The organism is Microbacterium sp. (assembly GCF_046295495.1).
Classification (GTDB): domain Bacteria; phylum Actinomycetota; class Actinomycetes; order Actinomycetales; family Microbacteriaceae; genus Microbacterium.
In genome coordinates this window covers 65,378-84,360 of the sequence record NZ_JBKBNC010000006.1, presented here as the reverse complement: position 1 = coordinate 84,360, position 18,983 = coordinate 65,378, and the positions used below count along the sequence as shown (strand labels likewise).

At 72.3% G+C, this 18,983-nt stretch carries 18 protein-coding genes; 12 read left to right on the top strand and 6 right to left on the bottom strand.

All coding sequences use genetic code 11. The annotated features are described in order from the left end of the window. Complete coding sequence (locus ACK4LS_RS04225; RefSeq protein WP_409713628.1) at positions 1-1,461, top strand: GuaB1 family IMP dehydrogenase-related protein; 1,461 nt, start codon at positions 1-3, stop codon at positions 1,459-1,461. Here ACK4LS_RS04225 and ACK4LS_RS04220 read toward each other — a convergent pair. After that, positions 1,451-2,485, bottom strand: coding sequence for a glycoside hydrolase family 76 protein (locus ACK4LS_RS04220; protein ID WP_409713625.1), 1,035 nt, complete (start codon positions 2,483-2,485; stop codon positions 1,451-1,453). The two genes, ACK4LS_RS04225 and ACK4LS_RS04220, sit on opposite strands and share 11 nt — an antisense overlap. 155 nt (positions 2,486-2,640) lie before the next feature. On the opposite strand from ACK4LS_RS04220, the gene ACK4LS_RS04215 reads away from it, so the two are divergent. Beyond that, positions 2,641-3,981 carry a hemolysin family protein gene (locus tag ACK4LS_RS04215; RefSeq protein WP_409713622.1) on the top strand — a complete coding sequence of 447 codons (1,341 nt, stop codon included), beginning with the start codon at positions 2,641-2,643 and terminating at the stop codon, positions 3,979-3,981. Then, entirely contained in the window at positions 3,981-5,036 is a 1,056-nt protein-coding gene (locus tag ACK4LS_RS04210) for a hemolysin family protein (RefSeq protein ID WP_409713619.1), read from the top strand. Before ACK4LS_RS04215 ends, ACK4LS_RS04210 begins: the two co-directional genes overlap by 1 nt. Positions 5,037-5,155: 119 nt before the next feature. On the opposite strand, the gene ACK4LS_RS04205 is transcribed toward ACK4LS_RS04210, so the two are convergent. After that, positions 5,156-6,214, bottom strand: coding sequence for an NADH:flavin oxidoreductase/NADH oxidase (locus ACK4LS_RS04205; protein WP_409713616.1), 1,059 nt, complete (start codon positions 6,212-6,214; stop codon positions 5,156-5,158). A gap of 29 nt (positions 6,215-6,243) precedes the next feature. Between ACK4LS_RS04205 and ACK4LS_RS04200 the strand changes: the two genes are divergently transcribed. The 3 genes from ACK4LS_RS04200 to ACK4LS_RS04190 all read left to right on the top strand — a co-directional run bounded on the left by ACK4LS_RS04200 (position 6,244) and on the right by ACK4LS_RS04190 (position 8,884). After that, positions 6,244-7,101 carry an NAD(P)H-hydrate dehydratase gene (locus tag ACK4LS_RS04200; RefSeq protein ID WP_409713614.1) on the top strand — a complete coding sequence of 286 codons (858 nt, stop codon included), beginning with the start codon at positions 6,244-6,246 and terminating at the stop codon, positions 7,099-7,101. Positions 7,102-7,175: 74 nt separating this feature from the next. Next, on the top strand, positions 7,176-8,483 hold the full coding sequence (locus ACK4LS_RS04195; protein WP_409713611.1) for a hypothetical protein: 1,308 nt from the start codon (positions 7,176-7,178) through the stop codon (positions 8,481-8,483). Positions 8,484-8,548: 65 nt separating this feature from the next. Beyond that, positions 8,549-8,884: an MTH1187 family thiamine-binding protein gene (locus ACK4LS_RS04190; RefSeq protein ID WP_409713608.1), complete on the top strand. Its 336-nt coding sequence runs from the start codon at positions 8,549-8,551 to the stop codon at positions 8,882-8,884. Positions 8,885-8,948: 64 nt separating this feature from the next. On the opposite strand, the gene ACK4LS_RS04185 is transcribed toward ACK4LS_RS04190, so the two are convergent. Further along, positions 8,949-9,308, bottom strand: a complete 360-nt coding sequence (locus tag ACK4LS_RS04185) for a hypothetical protein (RefSeq protein WP_409713606.1) — start codon at positions 9,306-9,308, stop codon at positions 8,949-8,951. 241 nt (positions 9,309-9,549) lie between these two features. Between ACK4LS_RS04185 and ACK4LS_RS04180 the strand changes: the two genes are divergently transcribed. Beyond that, a complete protein-coding gene (locus ACK4LS_RS04180; RefSeq protein ID WP_409713695.1) occupies positions 9,550-10,797 on the top strand; it encodes an MFS transporter in 1,248 nt (415 codons plus the stop codon). 153 nt (positions 10,798-10,950) lie between these two features. Here the strand turns inward: ACK4LS_RS04180 and ACK4LS_RS04175 are convergent, their stop codons facing one another. Next, positions 10,951-12,156: a homoserine O-acetyltransferase gene (locus tag ACK4LS_RS04175; RefSeq protein ID WP_409713603.1), complete on the bottom strand. Its 1,206-nt coding sequence runs from the start codon at positions 12,154-12,156 to the stop codon at positions 10,951-10,953. Positions 12,157-12,289: 133 nt separating this feature from the next. Between ACK4LS_RS04175 and ACK4LS_RS04170 the strand changes: the two genes are divergently transcribed. Next, a complete protein-coding gene (locus ACK4LS_RS04170; protein WP_409713600.1) occupies positions 12,290-12,988 on the top strand; it encodes an SDR family NAD(P)-dependent oxidoreductase in 699 nt (232 codons plus the stop codon). A 50-nt stretch (positions 12,989-13,038) separates the two neighbouring features. On the opposite strand, the gene ACK4LS_RS04165 is transcribed toward ACK4LS_RS04170, so the two are convergent. Continuing rightward, entirely contained in the window at positions 13,039-14,361 is a 1,323-nt protein-coding gene (locus tag ACK4LS_RS04165) for a bifunctional o-acetylhomoserine/o-acetylserine sulfhydrylase (RefSeq protein ID WP_409713596.1), read from the bottom strand. A gap of 146 nt (positions 14,362-14,507) precedes the next feature. Here ACK4LS_RS04165 and ACK4LS_RS04160 point away from each other — a divergent pair, with 146 nt between their 5' ends. Next, positions 14,508-15,278 carry an SDR family oxidoreductase gene (locus ACK4LS_RS04160; RefSeq protein WP_409713593.1) on the top strand — a complete coding sequence of 257 codons (771 nt, stop codon included), beginning with the start codon at positions 14,508-14,510 and terminating at the stop codon, positions 15,276-15,278. 211 nt (positions 15,279-15,489) lie between these two features. Here the strand turns inward: ACK4LS_RS04160 and ACK4LS_RS04155 are convergent, their stop codons facing one another. Continuing rightward, entirely contained in the window at positions 15,490-16,983 is a 1,494-nt protein-coding gene (locus ACK4LS_RS04155) for an MFS transporter (protein WP_409713590.1), read from the bottom strand. Positions 16,984-17,074: 91 nt separating this feature from the next. On the opposite strand from ACK4LS_RS04155, the gene ACK4LS_RS04150 reads away from it, so the two are divergent. The 3 genes from ACK4LS_RS04150 (at position 17,075) to ACK4LS_RS04140 (ending at position 18,924) form a co-directional block, all read left to right on the top strand. Then, on the top strand, positions 17,075-17,560 hold the full coding sequence (locus ACK4LS_RS04150; RefSeq protein ID WP_409713587.1) for a phosphoribosyltransferase: 486 nt from the start codon (positions 17,075-17,077) through the stop codon (positions 17,558-17,560). Continuing rightward, positions 17,557-18,243, top strand: a complete 687-nt coding sequence (locus ACK4LS_RS04145) for a uracil-DNA glycosylase (protein WP_409713584.1) — start codon at positions 17,557-17,559, stop codon at positions 18,241-18,243. The genes ACK4LS_RS04150 and ACK4LS_RS04145 overlap by 4 nt, the downstream gene beginning before the upstream one ends. A gap of 69 nt (positions 18,244-18,312) precedes the next feature. Further along, positions 18,313-18,924: an N-acetyltransferase family protein gene (locus tag ACK4LS_RS04140; RefSeq protein ID WP_409713581.1), complete on the top strand. Its 612-nt coding sequence runs from the start codon at positions 18,313-18,315 to the stop codon at positions 18,922-18,924. Positions 18,925-18,983: the final 59 nt, after the last annotated feature.

Genomic DNA, 18,983 nt, shown 5'->3' with positions numbered 1-18,983 from the left:
ATGGAGTTCTCCGGCGCTCAGCCCGATGTCGATCTGACGTACTCGGACGTGTTCCTCGTCCCCCGCCATTCCGAGGTGCGCAGCCGCCTCGACGTCGACCTCGCCCCGGGCGACGGCAGCGGAGCGACGCTTCCGCTCGTCTCGGCGAACATGAACTCGGTCACGGGCACCCGTCTCGCGGCGACCCTGGCGCGTCGCGGCGGTCTGGGCGTGTTGCCCCAGGACCTGGCCCTCCCGCAGCTGTTGGAGGCCGTCGACAGGGTCAAGTCGCAGCCCGTGGCCTGGGACGCCCCGCTGGTCCTGCCGCCCGACGCGACCGTCGCCGACGCGCGCCTGCTGCTGCCGCCGGTGGTCGGCCGCGGCATCGTCGTCGCGACACCGCGCGAGGACGGTTCGGTCGACCTCGCGGACTACCGGGGGATCGTCCCGGCCCCGCGCCTGGCCACCGCGCTCCCGGATGCCACGCTGGGCGACATCGCGCGAAAGGACGCGCCCGCCGTGGAGGTGGACCGCGTCGGCGACGCCCGTGAGGTGTTCGCCCTCATCGAGGGGGCGGGGGTCGACCTCGTCCCCGTCGTCGACGGCGAGCGGGTGGTCGGTACCCTCTCGGCTCGCAGCGCTCTGCGCGACTCCGTGTACCGTCCGGCGGTCGACGCCGACGGTCGTCTCATCGTGGCCGCTGCGGTCGGCATCAACGGCGACGTCGCCGCGAAGGCGCGCGCGCTCGCCGCGGCCGGTGTCGACGTGCTCGTGGTCGACACCGCGCACGGCCACCAGGCGCAGATGCTGCGCGCGCTGCGCGAGGTCGCGGCGCTGGGTCTGGGCATCCCGATCGCCGCGGGCAACGTCGTCACCGCCGAGGGCGTGCGCGATCTCACCGACGCCGGCGCGTCGATCCTGAAGGTCGGCGTGGGCCCCGGCGCGATGTGCACCACGCGCATGATGACGGCGGTGGGCCGCCCGCAGTTCTCCGCCGTGCTCGAGACCGCCGAGGCCGCTCGCGCCGCGGGCGCGCACGTCTGGGCCGACGGCGGGGTGCGCTACCCCCGCGACGTGGCCCTGGCGCTGGCGGCGGGTGCGGCATCCGTCATGATCGGCTCGTGGTTCGCCGGCACGATCGAGGCGCCCGGCGCGCTGCGGACCGACCACGCGGGCCTGCTCTACAAGGAGTCGTGGGGGATGGCGTCGACCAAGGCGGTCCAGGGTCGCTTCGGCCGGCTCGACCCCTTCGAGCGCGCGCGCAAGGAGCTGTTCGCCGAGGGCATCTCGTCGTCGCGCATCTACCTCGACCCCCAGCGTCCCGGGCTCGAGGACCTGCTCGACATGATCACCTCCGGGGTGCGCTCCTCGTTCACGTACGCGGGTGCGGCCACCGTGGCGGACTTCCACGAGCGCGCACGCGTGGGCCTCCAGTCGGCCGCGGGATACGAAGAGGGCAAGGCCCTCCCCGTCAGCTGGTGAGCATCCGCTCGAGGTCGGCCGCGGCTTCGAGCGTGATCCACGCGCCGAGCTGCACCGAGAGGTCGAGGTCGTCGCCGTCGGCGCGCGCGTCGCGGCGCGGGTCGGCGGGGAACAACCCGCCCCGGCGTCGGTCCCACAGCGCGTCGGCGTTGCGGTGCACGAGGTCGGCCGCAGCGCGCGACACCTCGCGGTGTTCGTCGTTCGTCTCGTCATCTGCGAACCAGACGGCCGCCTCGGCGAGGTAACGGGCCAGGATGCCGGCGAACAAGCCGCCGTCGCCACCCCCGGCGGCCGGGAAGAGACCGTCGTCTTCGCCGCACCAGCGCACGAGCGCACGCACGACCCCCGCCGCACGGGCCTCGTGCGCGTCGCGCGCATCGGCATCGGGCGCCCCCTCGGCCAGGGCGAGGGCGGAGCCGATCGCCACCCCCTGGTTGTACGTCCACAGGTCCGGCCGCACCACGCCGTGCTCCATCCCGTCGCGCACCAAGCCCGTCGCCGGGTCGTCCAGGGTCGCCGCCACCCACGCGTCGAGGTCGACGGCCGACCCCCGCCGGGCCGACCACGCCAGGGCGATCGCCGCGGGCCCGTTGGCCGGGGCGTTGTACAGCGCGCTGTCGACGGCCCAGGGCAGGGCCCCCACCGCCGGGTCGACGGCGTCGTCCAGGCGGCGCAGCAGACGGTCCAGGCGTCGGTCGTTCAGGTCGTAGCGCTGCACCGCCAGGGTCATCCAGGCGACGTCGTCGTAGAAGGGCGTGACCCAGCGCCCGAGGGTGCGGAGGGTGACGCCGCGACGGACGGCCCGCAGCAGACGCCGTCGGCGCGGGTCGGGGCGGTGCCGCTGCGCATCGCACAGGACGTGCAGAAGGTGCGCGTGCCACCAGTAGTGCCAGGTGCGGGCGCCCGCGACCCCGGGGGCCGCCGCGTGCGCCCAGGCGACCGGTCCGTAGCGGTGGACGTAACGGTCGACGACGGCCGCTTCGGCGGCGGCGGCGCGTGTCTGCGCCGGGGCGGTGGCATCCATCCCCTCATCCTGCCCGTGCCACGGATCGGGCCGAACCGGGCGCGAGGGGCCCGTCGCTGCCATAGAATCGTGCGCACGATGGACGACCCTCCCAGTTGTAGACCCAGGCCCCAACGACCCCCTTCCGCCGGACGCTCGAGCGGGGGTGATGCCTGATGGATTACGTCATGCTGGGCGTGGGGCTCCTGCTCACCGTGGGTACCGGTCTGTTCGTCGCGAGCGAGTTCGCCCTCGTCAACCTCGACCGCGCCGACCTCGAAGCCCGTCGCGCCGCCGGCGAGTCGCGTCTGTCGCTCACGATCGACGCCCTGCGCATCACCTCGACGCACCTGTCGAGCGCGCAACTCGGCATCACCCTGACGACGCTGCTCACCGGTTACACGATGGAACCGGCGATCTCGAACCTGCTCCGCCCCCTCTTCCAGGCGTGGGGGCTCCCCGAGGGCGTCATCGTCACGCTGGCCGCCGTCATCGGCGTCGGCTTCGCAACGGTGCTGTCGATGATCCTCGGCGAGCTCGTCCCGAAGAACTTCGCCCTGGCCATCCCGCGCCAGACCGCGAAGCTCGTCATCCCGTTCCAGGTCGCCTTCACGGCCGTCTTCAAGCCCGCCATCGTCGTGCTCAACGGCAGCGCCAACGGGGTGCTCCGCGCCATGGGCGTCGAGCCCAAGGAGGAGCTGTCGGGCGCCCGATCGGCCGAGGAACTGTCGAGCCTGGTCAAGCGCTCCGCGAGTGCCGGGATGCTCGAGAAGGACACCGCGTCGCTGCTCGACCGCAGCCTCACCTTCGCGCGCCTCAGCGCCGCCGACGTCATGACCCCGCGGCCGAGCGTGCACGCGCTCGCGGCGGGCGACCCCGCCGACGACGTCGTGCAGCTGGCCCGTCGGACCGGGCACAGTCGCTTCCCCGTGTACGCCGAGTCGATGGACGACATCGTCGGCGTCGTGCACCTCAAGGCCGCGATCGGCGTGCCGCGCGACCGACGCGGTGACGTGCCGGTCGCGGCCCTCGCCACGGAGCCGCTGCGGGTGCCCGAGACGGTGCACCTCGACACGCTCGTGTCGGAGCTGCGCTCGCGCGGCTATCAGATGGCCGTCGTGGTCGACGAGTACGGGGGCACGGCGGGTGTGGTCACCCTGGAGGACCTCGTCGAGGAGATCGTGGGCGAGGTGCTCGACGAGCACGATCGTTCCCGCGCCGGCGTCGTGCGTTCCGCGGCATCCGTCACCTTCCCCGGAGACCTGCGTCCCGACGAGGCCCTCGACCGCGCCGGCGTGCGCGTGCCCGAGGGCGAGGTCTACGACACCGTGGGCGGGTACATCATGGCCGCGCTCGAGCGCATCCCCGTCGTGGGCGACACCGTCTCGCTCGACGACGGCGTGTTGGCCGTGCAGCGCATGGACGGACGCCGAGTCGACCGGGTGCAGTTCACCCCGACCCCCGAGGAGCAGGGCGTCGACGACCTCGTCCGCGCGGCGAAGGGGGGTGATCAGTGATGAACGACTGGGCCGGAATCGCCTGGCTGGTGGTGCTGCTGATCGCCAACGCCTTCTTCGTCGGCGCCGAGTTCGCCGTCATCTCGGCGCGGCGCTCGCAGATCGAGCCGCACGCCGATCGCGGGTCGCGCGCCGCCAAGACGGCGCTGTACGCGATGGAGCACGCCACGCTCATGCTGGCGACCTGCCAGCTGGGCATCACCATCTGCTCGCTGCTGATCCTGAACGTCTCCGAGCCGGCCATCCACCACCTGCTGGCGGGCCCCCTCGGCCTCACCGGGCTCCCCGAGGCCGCCGTCGACATCGCGTCGTTCGTCGTGGCGCTGCTGGTGGTGTCGTACCTGCACGTCGTGTTCGGCGAGATGGTTCCCAAGAACCTCGCGTTCTCCCTGCCGGACCGCGCCGTGCTCATGCTCGCTCCGCCGCTCGTGGCGGTGTCGAAGGCGTTCTACCCGATCATCGTCGCCCTCAACTGGACGGCCAACCACGTGCTGCGTCTGTTCCGCGTCGAGCCGAAGGACGAGGCCGCCTCGACCTACACGCTCGACGAGGTGGCGACGATCGTGACGCAATCGCGTCGGGAGGGCATGCTCGACGACGCCGCGGGGACGGTCACCGCGGTGATGGAGTTCACCGAGAAGAAGGCCGCCGACATCGCCGTGCCGATGGACCGCCTCGTCACGCTCCCCGAGACGACGACCCCCGCCGAGATCGAGCGCGCCGTCGCCCAGCACGGGTACTCCCGGTACGTGATCGTCGATGCGGCCGGCGACCCCACGGGGTACGTGCACCTGAAAGACGTGCTGCGCGCGGCCGAGGGATCGGACGCCGACATGGCTCGCCCGATTCCCGGCAAGCGCGTGCACCACATGGTGTCGGTGCTGGAGACGACCGACCTCGAAGACGCCCTGGCGCTCATGCGCCGCTCCGGACGCCATCTCGCGCAGGTGCGCGACGAGAGCGGCACGGTGAAGGCCGTGCTGTTCCTCGAGGACATCATCGAGGAGCTCGTCGGCGAGGTGCAGGACGCCACCGCACGTCGTCGCTTCGTCTGAAGGCCCGCGACACCGGATGCCACGGCCCGCGAGGGGTCGTGGCATCCGGTGTCTTCTGGTCGACGCCGCTCGTCGCCGGGGCCGTCGTGGCGCGGATCGTCGCCGTCGCGCGCCGCGGTTCAGTAGGCGCGTGCGTACTGCGCGGGAGCGGGGGAGGCGGCTCCCAGGGCCGCGGCCGCGCGCAGGCCGTAGTGGGGGTCGCGCAGCCACTGGCGGCCCGACATGACGGCGTCGGCCCGGCCATCGGCCACGACGTCCTCCGCGAGGGTCGGGTCGTCGATCATGCCGACGGCGCTGACGAGCAGCCCGGTCTCCCGCCGCACGGTGGCGGCGTACCCGACCTGATAGCCGGGGCCGGGGACGATGTGCTGGTGCGGCACGAGTCCGCCGCTGGACACGTCGATGAGGTCGGCACCGGCCTCGGCCACGAGGCGGGATGCCGCGACGGTGTCGTCGACGCTCCAGCCGCCGTCGGCGGCGTCGGTCGCCGAGAAGCGGACGAAGACCACGGCGTCGGGAGCGGCCGCGCGCACCGCCTCGGTCACCCGCACCACCAGGCGGACGCGGTTCTGGAACGACCCGCCGTATTCGTCGTCGCGGTGGTTCGTCAGCGGCGAGAGGAACTGGTGCAGCAGGTAGCCGTGGGCGGCGTGCAGCTCCAGCACCTCGAACCCGGCCGCGACGGCCCGGCGGGCGGCCGCCGCGAAGTCCGCGACGACCTTCTCGATGCCCGCCGCGTCGAGGGCGGCGGGTGGGGCGAAATCGGCGTAGGCGAGGGGGGAGGGGGCGACCGTCGTCCAGCCGCCGTCGGCGAGGGCGACCGACCCGCGCGCGCCGGCGAGGGGCGCGGTGGTCGAGGCTTTGCGACCGGCGTGGCCGAGCTGCACGCCGGCGACGGCGCCGCGTGCGCGCACGGCCGCGACGATCGGCTTCCAGGCGGCCACCTGCTCGTCGTTCCACAGCCCCGCGTCCCGCGGAGAGATGCGACCTTCGGGCGACACCGCGGTCGCTTCGGCGATCACGAGCCCCGCGCCACCCGCGGCGAACTGCGCGAGGTGGACGTGGTGCCAGTCGTTCGGAACGCCCTCGTCCGCGCTGTACTGGCACATCGGCGACACCCAGAGCCGATTGCGCATCTCGATACCGCGGATCGACAGGGGTGTGAAGAGGGCGCTCATGGGGGACCTTCGCGTTCTAGGGTGGCGCCATGACGGCGACGGATTGGAGCGGGCGAGACACCGCCCGGGCACTGCGAAGGCCAACGGCGGGTGACGACAAGTATTCCCGGGGCGTCGTGGGGATGCGCACCGGCTCCGCGCGCTACCCCGGTGCCGCGGTGCTCGGCGTGGAGGCGGCGTGGCGCACCGGCACGGGCATGGTGCGCTATCTCGGTCCCCCGCGCGCGCAGGACTTCGTCCTGCAGCGACGCCCCGAGACGGTGACCGCCGACGGTCGCGTGCAGGCGTGGGTGATCGGGTCGGGAACGGATGCCGCCGAACGCGACGCGGCCGAGACCGCGGCCCTGCGCGGCCTCCTCCTCGGCGAGGTGCCGGTGGTGGTGGACGCCGGGGCGCTCGACCTCGTCCGCGGAGCGACGGCGCCGATCATCGTCACCCCGCACGCGCGCGAGCTCGACCGACTCCGCGAGGCGTTGGGCCTCTCCGTGCCCGGCCACGACGACGACGACGAGCGGGAGCGGGTCGCCCGGGAGACGGCGGCGGCGTTCGGCGGCGTCGTGCTGTCGAAGGGCGCGGTCACGATCGTGGCCGCGGCGACGGGCTGGACGGCGCGGGTGTCGTCCGGCACGCCGTGGCTGGCCACCGCGGGCACCGGAGACGTGCTGGGGGGAGTGCTCGGTGCGGTCGTGGCGGGCGCGGTCGCCGACGGGCGCACGGGCGTCGACCACCTCGCAGCGGCCGCGGCGACGGCCGCGTGGCTCCACGGACGCGCGGGGCTCGCGGCATCCGAACGGTGGGGAGGGGGAGGCGGACCGCTCGTCGCGCTCGACGTGGCCGAGGCGCTGCCGCGGGTCGTGGGGGAGTTGCTGCGGGACTCGATCGCATAACGGTTGACCGCGCGGTCCGCTCGTGCGGGGGAGGGCGTCCGGGGCGCGAGGAACCGCCCGCTTAGGATGATCCGGTGGTGAGGCGTGTCGTTCCCCTGTTGATCGCGTTCGTCGCCGTACACGTCGTGGTGGGCATCCTGGGCTATCAGCAGCCCAACGAGCCCATGGGCGACGTGTACCTGGTGTACGAGCCGTGGTCGCGCTGCGCCCTCTTCGGTGGCGTCGACGTGACCTCGTGCACGCGCAGCGACACGTGGCAGTGGCCCGGCATCACGGAGAAGTGGATCTACCCCCAGCTCGCTTTCCTGCCCATGACGTTCACGTGGCTCTTCGCGTGGGCCATCGGGTACACCCCCGCGTGGGTGGTGACGGTTTCGCTGTTCAACCTCGTCGCCTTCGTGATCCTCGTCGGCTCCGGCCGCTCGCGCGGACGCGTTCTCGCCGCGTGGTTCTGGCTCGCCGCCATTTTGCTGGTCGGCCCGGTCGGCCTGTACCGCATCGACGGGATCACCGTCCCGTTCGCCATCCTCGGCGGCATCTGGATGCTGCGGCGTCCGTTCCTGGCATCCGTGCTGCTCTCCGTCGCGGTGTGGATGAAGGTGTGGCCCGCCGCCATCCTGGCGGCCGGCCTGGTCGCCATCCGCCGGCGACTGGCCCTGGTGTGGGGCGCCGTGGCCGTCTCCCTCGCCACGATCATCCCGGTCGTCGCCCTCGGCGGTGCCCCGTACGTCTTCGGCTTCGTGGGCGACCAGACCTCGCGCGGCATCCAGATGGAGGCCCCGGTGGGCGGCCTGTACATGTTCCTCGCCGCGTTCTACGTGCCCGGCAGCGAGGTCTACTACGACGGCGACGTCCTGACGTTCCAGGTGACCGGCCCGGGGGCCGACGTCGTCATCGCCGCCATGACGCCGATCATGCTCCTGACCATGGTGGGCGTGGCCGTCGTGGGTGTGCTGAAGCTTCGCGGGGGCGCCACCTTCCTCAGCCTGTTCCCGCCGCTCTCGCTGGCCCTGGTGACCGCCTTCATCGCGCTGAACAAGGTCGGGTCGCCGCAGTACTACGTGTGGCTGTTCGCCCCCGTCGTCCTGGGCCTCATGATCGATCGTCGGCGTTGGTACGGCTTCGCCGCTCTGACCCTGGTGATCGCGGGGCTGACGCAGTGGATGTACCCGCTGATGTACGACGGGCTCATGGCCACCCACCCCAACCCGTTCCCCGTCGTCGTCCTCGAGGTGCGCAACCTGCTGGGCCTGGTGCTGATGGTGTGGGCGATCGTGCGCGTCGTGCGCGCGCCGGTCGGCCGGGTGCGCCCGCCCGCCGGACTGCGCGAGATCGTGACGGGGCGTCGCCCGGTTCCGCCGCGGGTGGTCGCGGGGCGCTGACCTCCGCGCGAAACGCGGGTCGTCGGCCGCTTCCCCTCGGCGGAGGCGCGTCGTAGTCTCGACCCATGCTCATCGCGTTCTCGGTCGCCCCGTCCGGCGTCGGCACCGCCGCCGCCGAGAACCCCGACGCGTCGGTGCACGACGCGGTCGCCGCGGCTGTCGCCGTCGTGCGCGCGTCGGGGCTTCTCCACCGCACGACCTCGATGTTCACCGAGGTCGAGGGGGAGTGGGACGAGGTCTTCTCGGTCGTGAAGGCCGCGACGGACGCCGTCATGCCCTACGGGTCGCGCGTGTCGCTCGTGCTCAAGGCCGACATCCGCCCGGGTCGAACCGGCGAGATCGACGGCAAGGTGGAGCGGCTCGAGGAGGCGCTCGAGCGTCGCGAGGACAGCCCGTCCTGAGGCGGGTCCCCGCTCGGGGGCGCCTCGATCGCGTCGCGTGACCCGACGGGGGAACGCCTGCGGCTCACACCGCGGGAGGGTCGTTCCAGATGCGCTTGGTGAGGGCGCTCACGTCGGCGTCGATGCGGGCGAGGTCCCCGCGCAGGCGGCCTTCGACGCTGTCGATCTTCGCGGCGAGCCCGGCTTCGACGCCGTCGATCTTCGCGGCGAGCCCGGCTTCGACCGTGTGCAGTTCCATGCGGGTGATGCGATTCTCTGCAAGCGTCTCGGCGCGAAGGGAATCGATGCGCGCCTCGAGGCGGTCGGTGTTCGCCGTGATCACCTTCGTGAGCGAGCCCATGATGAGGTTCGTGCTGAAGGTCAGGCCGCCGAGGACGGCGGCGGCGAAGGTCCCGATCACCACCCAGACCTGAGGTTCGGTCATCTCCGGCATCCCTTCATCGTGCGGTGAGGGGTCCGAGAGTGCCACGTTCGAAGGGGGTGAAAAACGGTGGGCGGCCGTGAAGGGGGGCAGACCGCCAGGTGCGTCTGCGGGGGAGGAGGGATGCTCGGCGGTGACGGGAGTCGCGAGAACGGCCGAGCGGATCTCGAAACGATTCGACCGGGCGACGCCACCCGACTAGCATCGTCGGGTGACCTCTTCGACTCCCTCGAGAGGTGCGGCGATGCGGGCGCTCCTCTCTCTCGCGATCGGCAGCTTCGGCATCGGGATGACCGAGTTCGTGGTGATGGGCCTTCTGCCCAACATCGCTCGCGAACTCGTTCCCGGTGTGTGGGCGGCATCACCGGACGACGCGATCGCCCAGGCCGGCTGGCTCATCTCGCTCTACGCCCTCGGCGTCGTCGTGGGCGCGCCCCTCATCGCCGGGTCGGTGGCCCGCTTCCCGCGCCGCCGGGTCATGATCGTGCTGGCGGCGGCTCTGGCGTTCTTCACGTTGCTGACGGTGATCGCCCCCACCTTCGAACTCGTCGCGGCATCCCGGTTCCTGGCCGGTCTTCCGCACGGTGCCTACTTCGGGATCGGCGCCCTCGTCGCCGCCGACGCGCTCGGCCCCGGCAACCGCGCCAAGGGCGTGGCGTTCGTGCTCACGGGCCTGACGATCGCCAACGTCGTCGGCGTGCCGCTCGGCACCCTGCTGGGACAGCAGGTCGGCTGGCGCGCCGCCTTCGCCGTCGTCACCGGGATCTTCCTGCTGGCGGCGATCTGCATCGCCCTCTTCGTGCCGGCACACCCCGGAACGCCGGGTCGGCGCCTGCGCGACGAACTCCGGGTGTTCCGCCTCGGCCAGGTGTGGTTCGCGCTCGGCATCGGCGCGGTGGGATTCGGCGGCTTCTTTGCGATGTACAGCTACATCGCCCCCATGATCACCGACGTCGCGGGTCAGCCCGAATGGGCGGTGTCGCTCGTGCTCGTGCTCGTCGGCATCGGGATGACGATCGGCAACATCGTCGGCGGAGCCCTCGCCGACAAAGACCTGCGCTTCTGGCTGTTCGTCGGCCTCGTCGCCCTGGGCGCGGCATCCGTCGGTCTCGCACTCACCGCCGGGTGGATCGTGAGCCTGGTGCTGTTCGCCTTCCTCGTCGCGTTCTGCGGATCGGCTCTCAGCCCGGCCATCCAGACGCGGCTGATGGACGTGGCCGAAGACAATCAGTCCATCGCCGCGGCCCTGAACCACTCGGCGCTCAACATCGGCAACAGCCTCGGCGCCTTCCTCGGCGGCCTCGCGATCGCTGCCGGTCTCGGGCTCGTGGCCCCGGCCTGGGTCGGAGCGGTGCTCGCTGTGGGCGGACTCATCGTCGCGGTCGCGTCGTATCGCGTGGAGGACCGCTCGGGACGACACCCCGCGCACCGGATGCCGGCGGCCGAAGCCGCTCAGACGGCGGTCACCGGGTCGATCCCGACGCAGCGCTGAGCGTCGGCTCCCGCGGGCCGATTCGCGCGGCACGTCTGCGCGTGACGCCGGGCTCCGGCGGTCGAGGCCGGTGATCCGGGGCGCGGACGCCAGAACGTGCGGCTTCTCCCGCGGCGCATCCGGTCGCCGCGCGCACCGCGGGGCGCCCGGCGCTCAGGTGGCGAAGAGACGCCGCAGGTGCGTGGCGACGGCGGCCGTCTCGATGAGGAAGCCGTCGTGACCGAAGTCGCTCGAAAGCACCACCGCGGCGTCGCCGTCGAGGGTGTTCGGGATGCCGCGCGCGATGCGGTGCTGGCCGTCGATGGGGAACAGGCGGTCACTGTCGATGCCGAGCACGAGCGTCGTGGCCGAGACGCGGCCCAGGGCGTCTTCGACGCCGTCGCGATCGCGGCCGACGTCGTGCGAGCTCATCGCCTCCACCAGCGTGAGGTAGCTGTTCGCATCGAAGCGGCGCGTGAATTTGTTGCCGTGGAAGTCGAGGTAGGACTCCACCGCGAAGCGCCCGCCGTGGCCCAGCGGGCTCACCCCCGACTGCCAGGACCGCTGGAAGCGCTGGTTCAACTCGGTCGGGCTGCGGTAGTTCAACAGGGCCATGCGCCGGGCGAGGGCGAGGCCCCGGTGCGGGCCGCCGCCGTCTCCGGCGTCGTAGTACTCGCCCCCGGCGAACCGCGGGTCCATCCGAACGGTGTCGAGCTGAACCGAGTTGAGCGCGATCTGGTCCGCCGTCGTGACCGGCGGCGCGGAGAGGATCGCCGCGCGGGCGACGCGGTCGGGGTGGCCGACCGCCCACTCGAGGGCGTGCATGCCGCCCATGGAGCCGCCCACGACCGCGTGCCAGCGGTCGACCCCGAGCTCGTCGGCCAACAGCGCCTGGGCGGCGACCTGATCGCGGATCGTCAGGTAGGGAAAGCGCGACGCCCACTCGTACCCGTCGGGCGCGATGCTGGCGGGGCCCGTGGATCCCTGGCATCCGCCCAGCATGTTGGGCGCCACGACGAACCAGCGATCGGTGTCGATCGCGGCCCCCGGCCCCACGAGGTCGCTCCACCAGCCGGCGGTGGGGTGGCCGGGACCGGCGGCCCCGCGCACGTGGCTGTCGCCGGTGAGGGCGTGCAGGATCAGCACCGCGTTGTCGCGTGCGGGGGAGAGCTCGCCCCACGTCTCGTACGCCAGGCGCACGTGGGGGAGGGACTCGCCGTTCTCGGTCTCGAACAGCCCGAATGTCGCGAAGCGGCGATCGCCCGCGGGATCGCCGTCGCGCCAGGCGCCGGTCGCCGGCGGGCGGCCGAGCAGCGAGCGGGCGTCGGCCTCCGTCACCGGGGCCGAGGGCACCGTGTCTTCGGAGATCTGCCAGTCCATGGCATCCATTCTCCTCGGTGCCGGGGTGGGGGACGGGAGTGTTACGCGGACCGGGGGAGAACGCGACCGGAACGGTCCGCGCGCGAATGTCCAGCCCCCGCTCGCGGTCGGCTCCGGTGGTCACAATCTCGGCATGGCGAACTTCCTTCTCATCGCGGCCTCGAGCGACATCGGCGGGGCGACGGCACGACGACTGCGCGACGGGGGGCACCGCGTGCTGACCACGGCCCGGGACTCCTCGGTCATCGAGCCCGACTTCGTCCTGGATGCCACCGACTTCGACGCCGTGGACCGGGTGGTCGGCGAGTCGGGGGACCTCGACGGCATCGCGGTGTTCGCGGGCTCGATGCTGCTCAAGCCCGCCCACCTGACCTCGCGCGAGCAGTACGACGGGCTCATCGCGGCCTCGCTGACCACGGCGTTCGCCGCGGTGCGCGCCGCCGGGTCGCACATGCGCGACGGCGGATCGGTGGTGCTGGTGTCATCGGCCGCGGCGCTCGCCGGGCTGCCGAACCACGACGGCATCGCCGCGGCCAAGGCCGGCGTCATCGGGCTCACGCTCTCGGCAGCCGCGAGCTACGCCGCGCACGGCCTGCGCGTGAACGCGGTCGCGCCGGGTCTCGTGCAGACCCGGCTGACGGCGAAGCTGACCGCGAGCGACATGTCGCGCAAGGTCTCCGAGGCCATGCACCCGCTCGGACGGCTCGGCGAGCCCGACGACGTCGCGCGCGCGGTGGAGTTCCTGCTGTCGCCGGAGAACGCGTGGATGACGGGGCAGGTGATCGGCGTCGACGGCGGTCTGGGCAGCCTCCGGCCCCGGCAGAAGGCGTAAACGGGAACGCCCCGGCCGTGAGGCCGGGGCGTTCCAGAGGAGCGAGTGATTCAGGCGCGGGCTGCCTCGGAGAGGCGACGCGCGGCGGCGAGGGCCTGGTCGAGGTCGGCCTTGAGGTCGGCGATGTTCTCCAGCCCCACCGAGAGCCGCACGAGACCGGGCGTGACCCCGGCGGTCAGCTGCTGCTCGGGGGTCAGCTGCGAGTGCGTGGTGGATGCCGGGTGGATGACGAGCGAGCGCACGTCGCCGATGTTGGCGAGGTGGCTGAACAGGCTGAGCGAGTTGACGAACTCGCGCCCGGCCTCGACGCCACCCTTCAGCTCGAACGACAGCACCGCTCCGACGCCCTTGGGGGCGTAGTTGTTGGCGGCGGCGTACCAGGGCGAGGTGGGCAGACCGGAGTAGTTCACGCTCGCCACGTCGGGGTGCGACTCGAGCCACTCCGCGATCTCCTGTGCGTTCTGCACGTGACGCTCGACACGCAGCGACAGCGTCTCGATGCCCTGGATGAGCTGCCACGCGCTCTGCGGCGCGATCGAGGCACCGAGGTCGCGCAGCAGCTGCACGCGCGCCTTGATGATGTACGCGAGACCGTCGCCCACGGCCTGGGTGTAGACGGCGCCGTGGTAGGAGGGGTCGGGGGTGGTCAGGCCCGGGAAGCGGTCGGAGTGCTCGGACCACGAGAAGGTGCCGCCGTCGACGATGACACCGCCGATCGTGGTGCCGTGACCGCCGAGGAACTTGGTCGCCGAGTGCACGATGATGTCGGCGCCGTGCTCGAACGGGCGGATGAGGTACGGCGTCGCGATCGTGTTGTCGACGATGAGCGGGACGCCGGCCTCGTGCGCGACGTCGGCGACGGAGCGGATGTCGAGCACGTTGATCTGGGGATTGCCGATGGTCTCGGCGAAGAACAGCTTGGTGTTCGGCCGCACCGCCGCACGCCACGCCTCGGGGTCGTCCTGGTTCTCGACGAAGGTGGTCTCGATGCCGAGCTTGGCGAGCGTGTACTTGAAGAGGTTGTACGTGCCGCCGTAGATCGAGCTCGACGAGACGATGTGGTCGCCCGCCTGCGCGATGTTGAGCACGGCGAAGGTCTCGGCAGCCTGGCCGCTGGCGACGAGGAGGGCACCGGTGCCGCCTTCGAGGCCCGCGACGCGCTGCTCCACGACGTCTTGGGTGGGGTTCTGGATGCGCGTGTAGATGTTGCCGAACTCCGCCAGCGCGAACAGGTTCGCCGCGTGGTCGGCGTTGTCGAACACGTACGACGTGGTCTGGTAGATCGGTGTGGCGCGGGCCTTGGTCACCGGATCGGGCTGCGCGCCCGTGTGGATCTGCTTGGTCTCGAAACGCCAGTTCTCGGGGGCCGACATGGCTGCTCCTCGGGTCGGGGGGTCGGGGCGGTCGCCGCGGCCTCCTGCGAGCGTAGGGAGGCCCTCCGGCCCGCGGCAACCGGTGCGGACACGGGCCGTAACACCGTCGGCGTCCCGACTCGGAGGGGAGCGCTAGCGTGGATGCCATGACGCGACGTGCTGTGGTGACCGGGGCCAGTTCGGGAATCGGGGAGGCGACAGCGCGGCTGCTTCGCGCGCGGGGGTGGGACGTGGTGGGCGTCGCCCGGCGCGCCGAGCGCCTCGCGGCGCTGGAAGCCGAGACGGGCGTCGTGGCCCACGCGGCCGACCTCACCGACGCCGAGGCCATCGCGGCGCTCGCCGCGTGGCTCGATGAGACCGGCGGGGTCGACGCGCTCGTCCACGTCGCCGGGGGAGCGCGCGGCAGCGACCGCGTCGAAGACGGCGATCCCGAGGATTGGCGGTGGATGTTCGAGGCCAATGTGCTGTCGGGTCAGCGGCTCGTGGCATCCCTCCTCCCGGCGCTGCGCCGGGCCGCCGACACCCGCGGGCACGCCGACCTGCTGTTCGTCACGTCGACCGCGGCGCAGACGGCCTACCCCGGCGGCGGCGGGTACAACGCGGCGAAGGCGGGGGAGTCGATGCTCGTGCACGCCCTGCGGCAGGAGCTCAACGGGGAGCCGCTGCGGGTGATCGAGATCGCCCCGGGCATGGTGCGCACCGAGGAGTTCACGCTCAACCGTCTGGGGGGCGACCGGAATGCCGCCGACAAGCTCTACGAGGGCGTCGAGGCTCCGCTTCTGGCCGACGACGTGGCCGACGTGATCGGTTACGCGCTCGATGCTCCGGGGCACGTCAACCTCGACCTGGTGACGGTGCGTCCCGTCGCGCAGTCGGCGCAGCACCTGCTCGCGCGAGGTCCGCTGACGACGCGCTGATCGAACCGGCGGCACGGCGCCGGGCGGCACCATCGACGGACGGACGGACGGACGGACGGACGGACGGCCGCGCGGAGCGTGCGGCGACGGCGGATCCGGCGCGGTCGTCTCGCGGTCCCGCTCGGGTGACGAGCCGCTGCGCTCCACGGTCGCTCGGTTTCGACGCGTCGCTGCGCGCTCCGCAGATGCGCGACCCTCGCGTGAACCCGCGTCAGCCCACGTCGCCGCGCGCCGCCGTCGCGGCGACCTCGTCCTCGGCATCCGCGAAGGCCACCCGCGGGACGAACAGGAGAAGGACCGCGGCGAGGAAGCCGCCGACGCTGCAGATGACCCACACCGTCACGTAGCCCGCGAGCGGGGCGGCGGTGCCCACGACAGCGCCCGCGCCTCCGGCCAGCACGACGCCGAAGACGGCCGACGACATCGTGCCGCCCACCGTCTTGGTGGTGTTGGTGAGGGCGGATGCCACGCCCGTCTGCCCGCGCGGAGCGGCCGCCGCGGCCGCCGCCGGCATCGCCGCCACGAGGGCGCCCGAACCGAGCCCGGCGATGCCCAGGCACAGCAGCACCTGCCACAGCGTCGTGTGCAGCGGGAGGAAGAGGGCGTAGCCCACACCGACCAGGGCGGCCGCCCCGATGAGCATGACGCGGGGGCTCGCGCGCCGGGAGGTCACGGCGAACAGCACCGCACCCACGATGAGCGACACGAGGTAGACGCCGATCACGTTGGAGCGGTCGGTGGCATCCAGTCCCAGTCCGTAGCCGAGGGAGGGATCGGTGCCGGCGTAGGTGGCCAGCGGCCCCTGCGCGCCCAGCAGACTGATGCCCACGAGGAAGGCGGTGGCCTGCACGGGCCACATCTCGGGGCGACGCAGCACACGGATGTCGACGGCGGGGTCGGGCTGGCGCAGCTCGAAGCGCACGAACACCGCGCCGAGCACCAGGCCCGCGACCAGCAGGGCGGCGATGACGGCGGGTCCCGGGCCGTCGGGGAGGCGCACGAACGACAGCGCCCCGGTCACGCAGAGCAGCGCGCCGGCGAGGATCGCGAAGCCCCCCGCGTCGAGGCGGCGCACCTCGCCGGTGCGCTCCGATTCCGGGACCCCGAGCCAGATCGCCAGGCACACGAGCGTCACCACGATCGCGGGGACGGCCAGCGACAGACGCAGGTCGCCGCCGGTGGCCGCGAACAGCCGACCGGCCGCCAACGCCCCGGCGATCGCGCCGACCTGCAGACCGACGACGAGGAGACCCGCGGCCCGGCGGGTGCGGGACAGGCCCCGCCGCTCACGCCGCCCGCGGTCGAAGATGAGCGCGATCTCGAGCGGGAGCCACACCACGTAGAAGCCCTGCAGCGCCCACGCCGCGAGGAACGTGGCGAAGGAGTCGGCGAAGACGAGCCACCAGCTTGCCGCCGCGGTCGCGAGCGCCGAGAACAACAGGATGCGTTTGTGGCCGAACATGTCGCCGAGCTTGGCCAGGACGGGCAGGACGAGCGCCGACAGCAGCAGCTGCGCCGCCTCGAACCAGTTGACGTCGGCGTCGCGGATGCCCAGGTGCACGACGATGTCGGGAAGCAGGGGGACGTAGAAGCCCTGCAGGATGCCGCTGGCGAGTTCGACCACGACGAACCACCCGATGAGGCCCGCGGTCACCCCGAGCGCGGACCCGCGCGCCCGGGCGACCGCGCCGGAGACGCGCGACATGGCGCGAGAGTAGCACCGCGGGTGCGCGGCATCCGGAAATGACGGCGGGGGCGGAGCCCTAGGGTGAGGAGAGGCGAGGAGAGGGGCCGGAGTGGCTGAGGAACGCGAACGGTTGAGCTGGGACGACTTCGGGGTCGCGACGAGGGACATCTCGCGTGCGATCGTCGCGGACGGGTTCCATCCGGAGGTGGTCGTCGCCATCGCACGCGGCGGGCTGCTGCCGGGAGGGGCGATCGCCTACGGCCTGGGCGTGAAGAACTGCGGCGCTCTGAACGTGGAGTTCTACACGGGCATCGGCACGGTGCTCGACGCGCCCGAGGTCCTGCCACCGGCCCTCGACCTGTCGTATCTCTCGGGTCGTCGCGTCCTGCTCGTCGACGACGTCGCCGACAGCGGACGCACGCTCGATCTGGCGATCAAACTGCTCGCCCGCCACGGCGCCGAGGCGCGGTCGGCCGTCATCTACACCAAGCCCACGACAGTCGTGACGCCCGACTACGCGTGGAAGGACACCTCGCTTTGGATCGAGTTCCCGTGGTCGCACCAGGGCTCGGTGCACGAGGAAGACGCCGCGTGACGTCGAAGTCGCTGGCCGAGCTCGCCGAGGCGGGGCTCATCGACGCGTCGTGGGTCGAGCCTCTCGCGCCCGTCGCGGAGCGGATCGCGGCTCTCGGCGAGCGCCTGCGCGCGGAGGGCACGCCCTACCTGCCGGCGGGCGACCTCGTGCTGCGGGCCTTCCGCACACCGCTCGATGCGGTGCGCGTGCTGATCGTGGGGCAGGATCCCTATCCCACGCCGGGCCACCCGATCGGCCTGTCGTTCGCGGTCGACCCGCACGTGCGCCCGCTGCCGCGCAGTCTGTCGAACATCTACCGCGAGCTCGACGACGACCTCGGCATCCCTCCCGCTCCGCACGGCGACCTCTCGGCGTGGGCGGCTCAGGGCGTGATGCTGCTGAACAGGGTGCTGACCGTGGCGCCGGGCGCGCCGGCATCCCACCGGGGCTGGGGGTGGGAAGCCGTCACCGAACACGCCATCCGCTGCCTCGTCGCCCGTGACGCACCTCTCGTGGCCGTGCTCTGGGGCAAGGACGCTCAGAACCTGGGACCGCTCCTCGGCGACACCGCGATCGTGTCGTCGCCGCATCCGTCGCCGCTGTCCGCCAGCCGGGGGTTCTTCGGGTCGAAGCCGTTCTCGCGCGTGAACGCCTCGCTCGAGCAGCAGGGCGCGGACGCGGTGGACTGGCGCGTCGCGGGCTGACGGCGCCAGGTCGTGGCCCCCCGCCCGGCGGACACACGCTCGAAACGGCCGCGCCCGTAGAGTGGCGGGGTGCTGGAAGAGGAGTACGAGAAGAGCCGCCGGCGGCTGCCCGCCCATCTGCGTCGTGCCCCCGAGGCCGAGCGGCCGTTCTCGTTCGAGATCCGGCCCGCGACCGAGGCCGACATGCCCGACGTGCGCGAGATCTACAACTACTACGTGCGCAACTCGGTCGTGACCTTCGACGAGAAGGCCTGGTCGCTGGCGAAATGGCGGGACAAGTTCGCCACCCTGCACAAGCTGGGGCTGCCGTTCCTCGTCGCCCAGTCGCCGAGCGGCCAGATCCTGGGCTACGCCCTCGTGCAGCCGTGGCAGTCGAAGTCGGCGTACCGCTACACCGTCGAGAACTCGATCTACCTGGGCCAGGCGGCCGCGGGCAAGGGCCTCGGACGCGCGCTGTTGGAGGCCCTGATCGCGGCGTGCCAGGAACTCGGCATCCGTGAGATGGTCGCCGCCATCAGCGATAAGGGAGCCGACGCCTCGATCGCGCTGCACGAGAAGCTCGGGTTCGGCGAGGTGGGGCGGATGGGCCGCGTGGGCTTCAAGTTCGGGCGCTGGCTCGGCGTCGTGTACCTGCAGAAGAGCATCCTGTCGAAGAAGAAGCGGCGCAGGCTTTTCGGCTGAGTCCGGCCCGGGTGACCCGCACTCCGGTGCGACGCCCGGGACGGCGAGGCGAGCCGGGC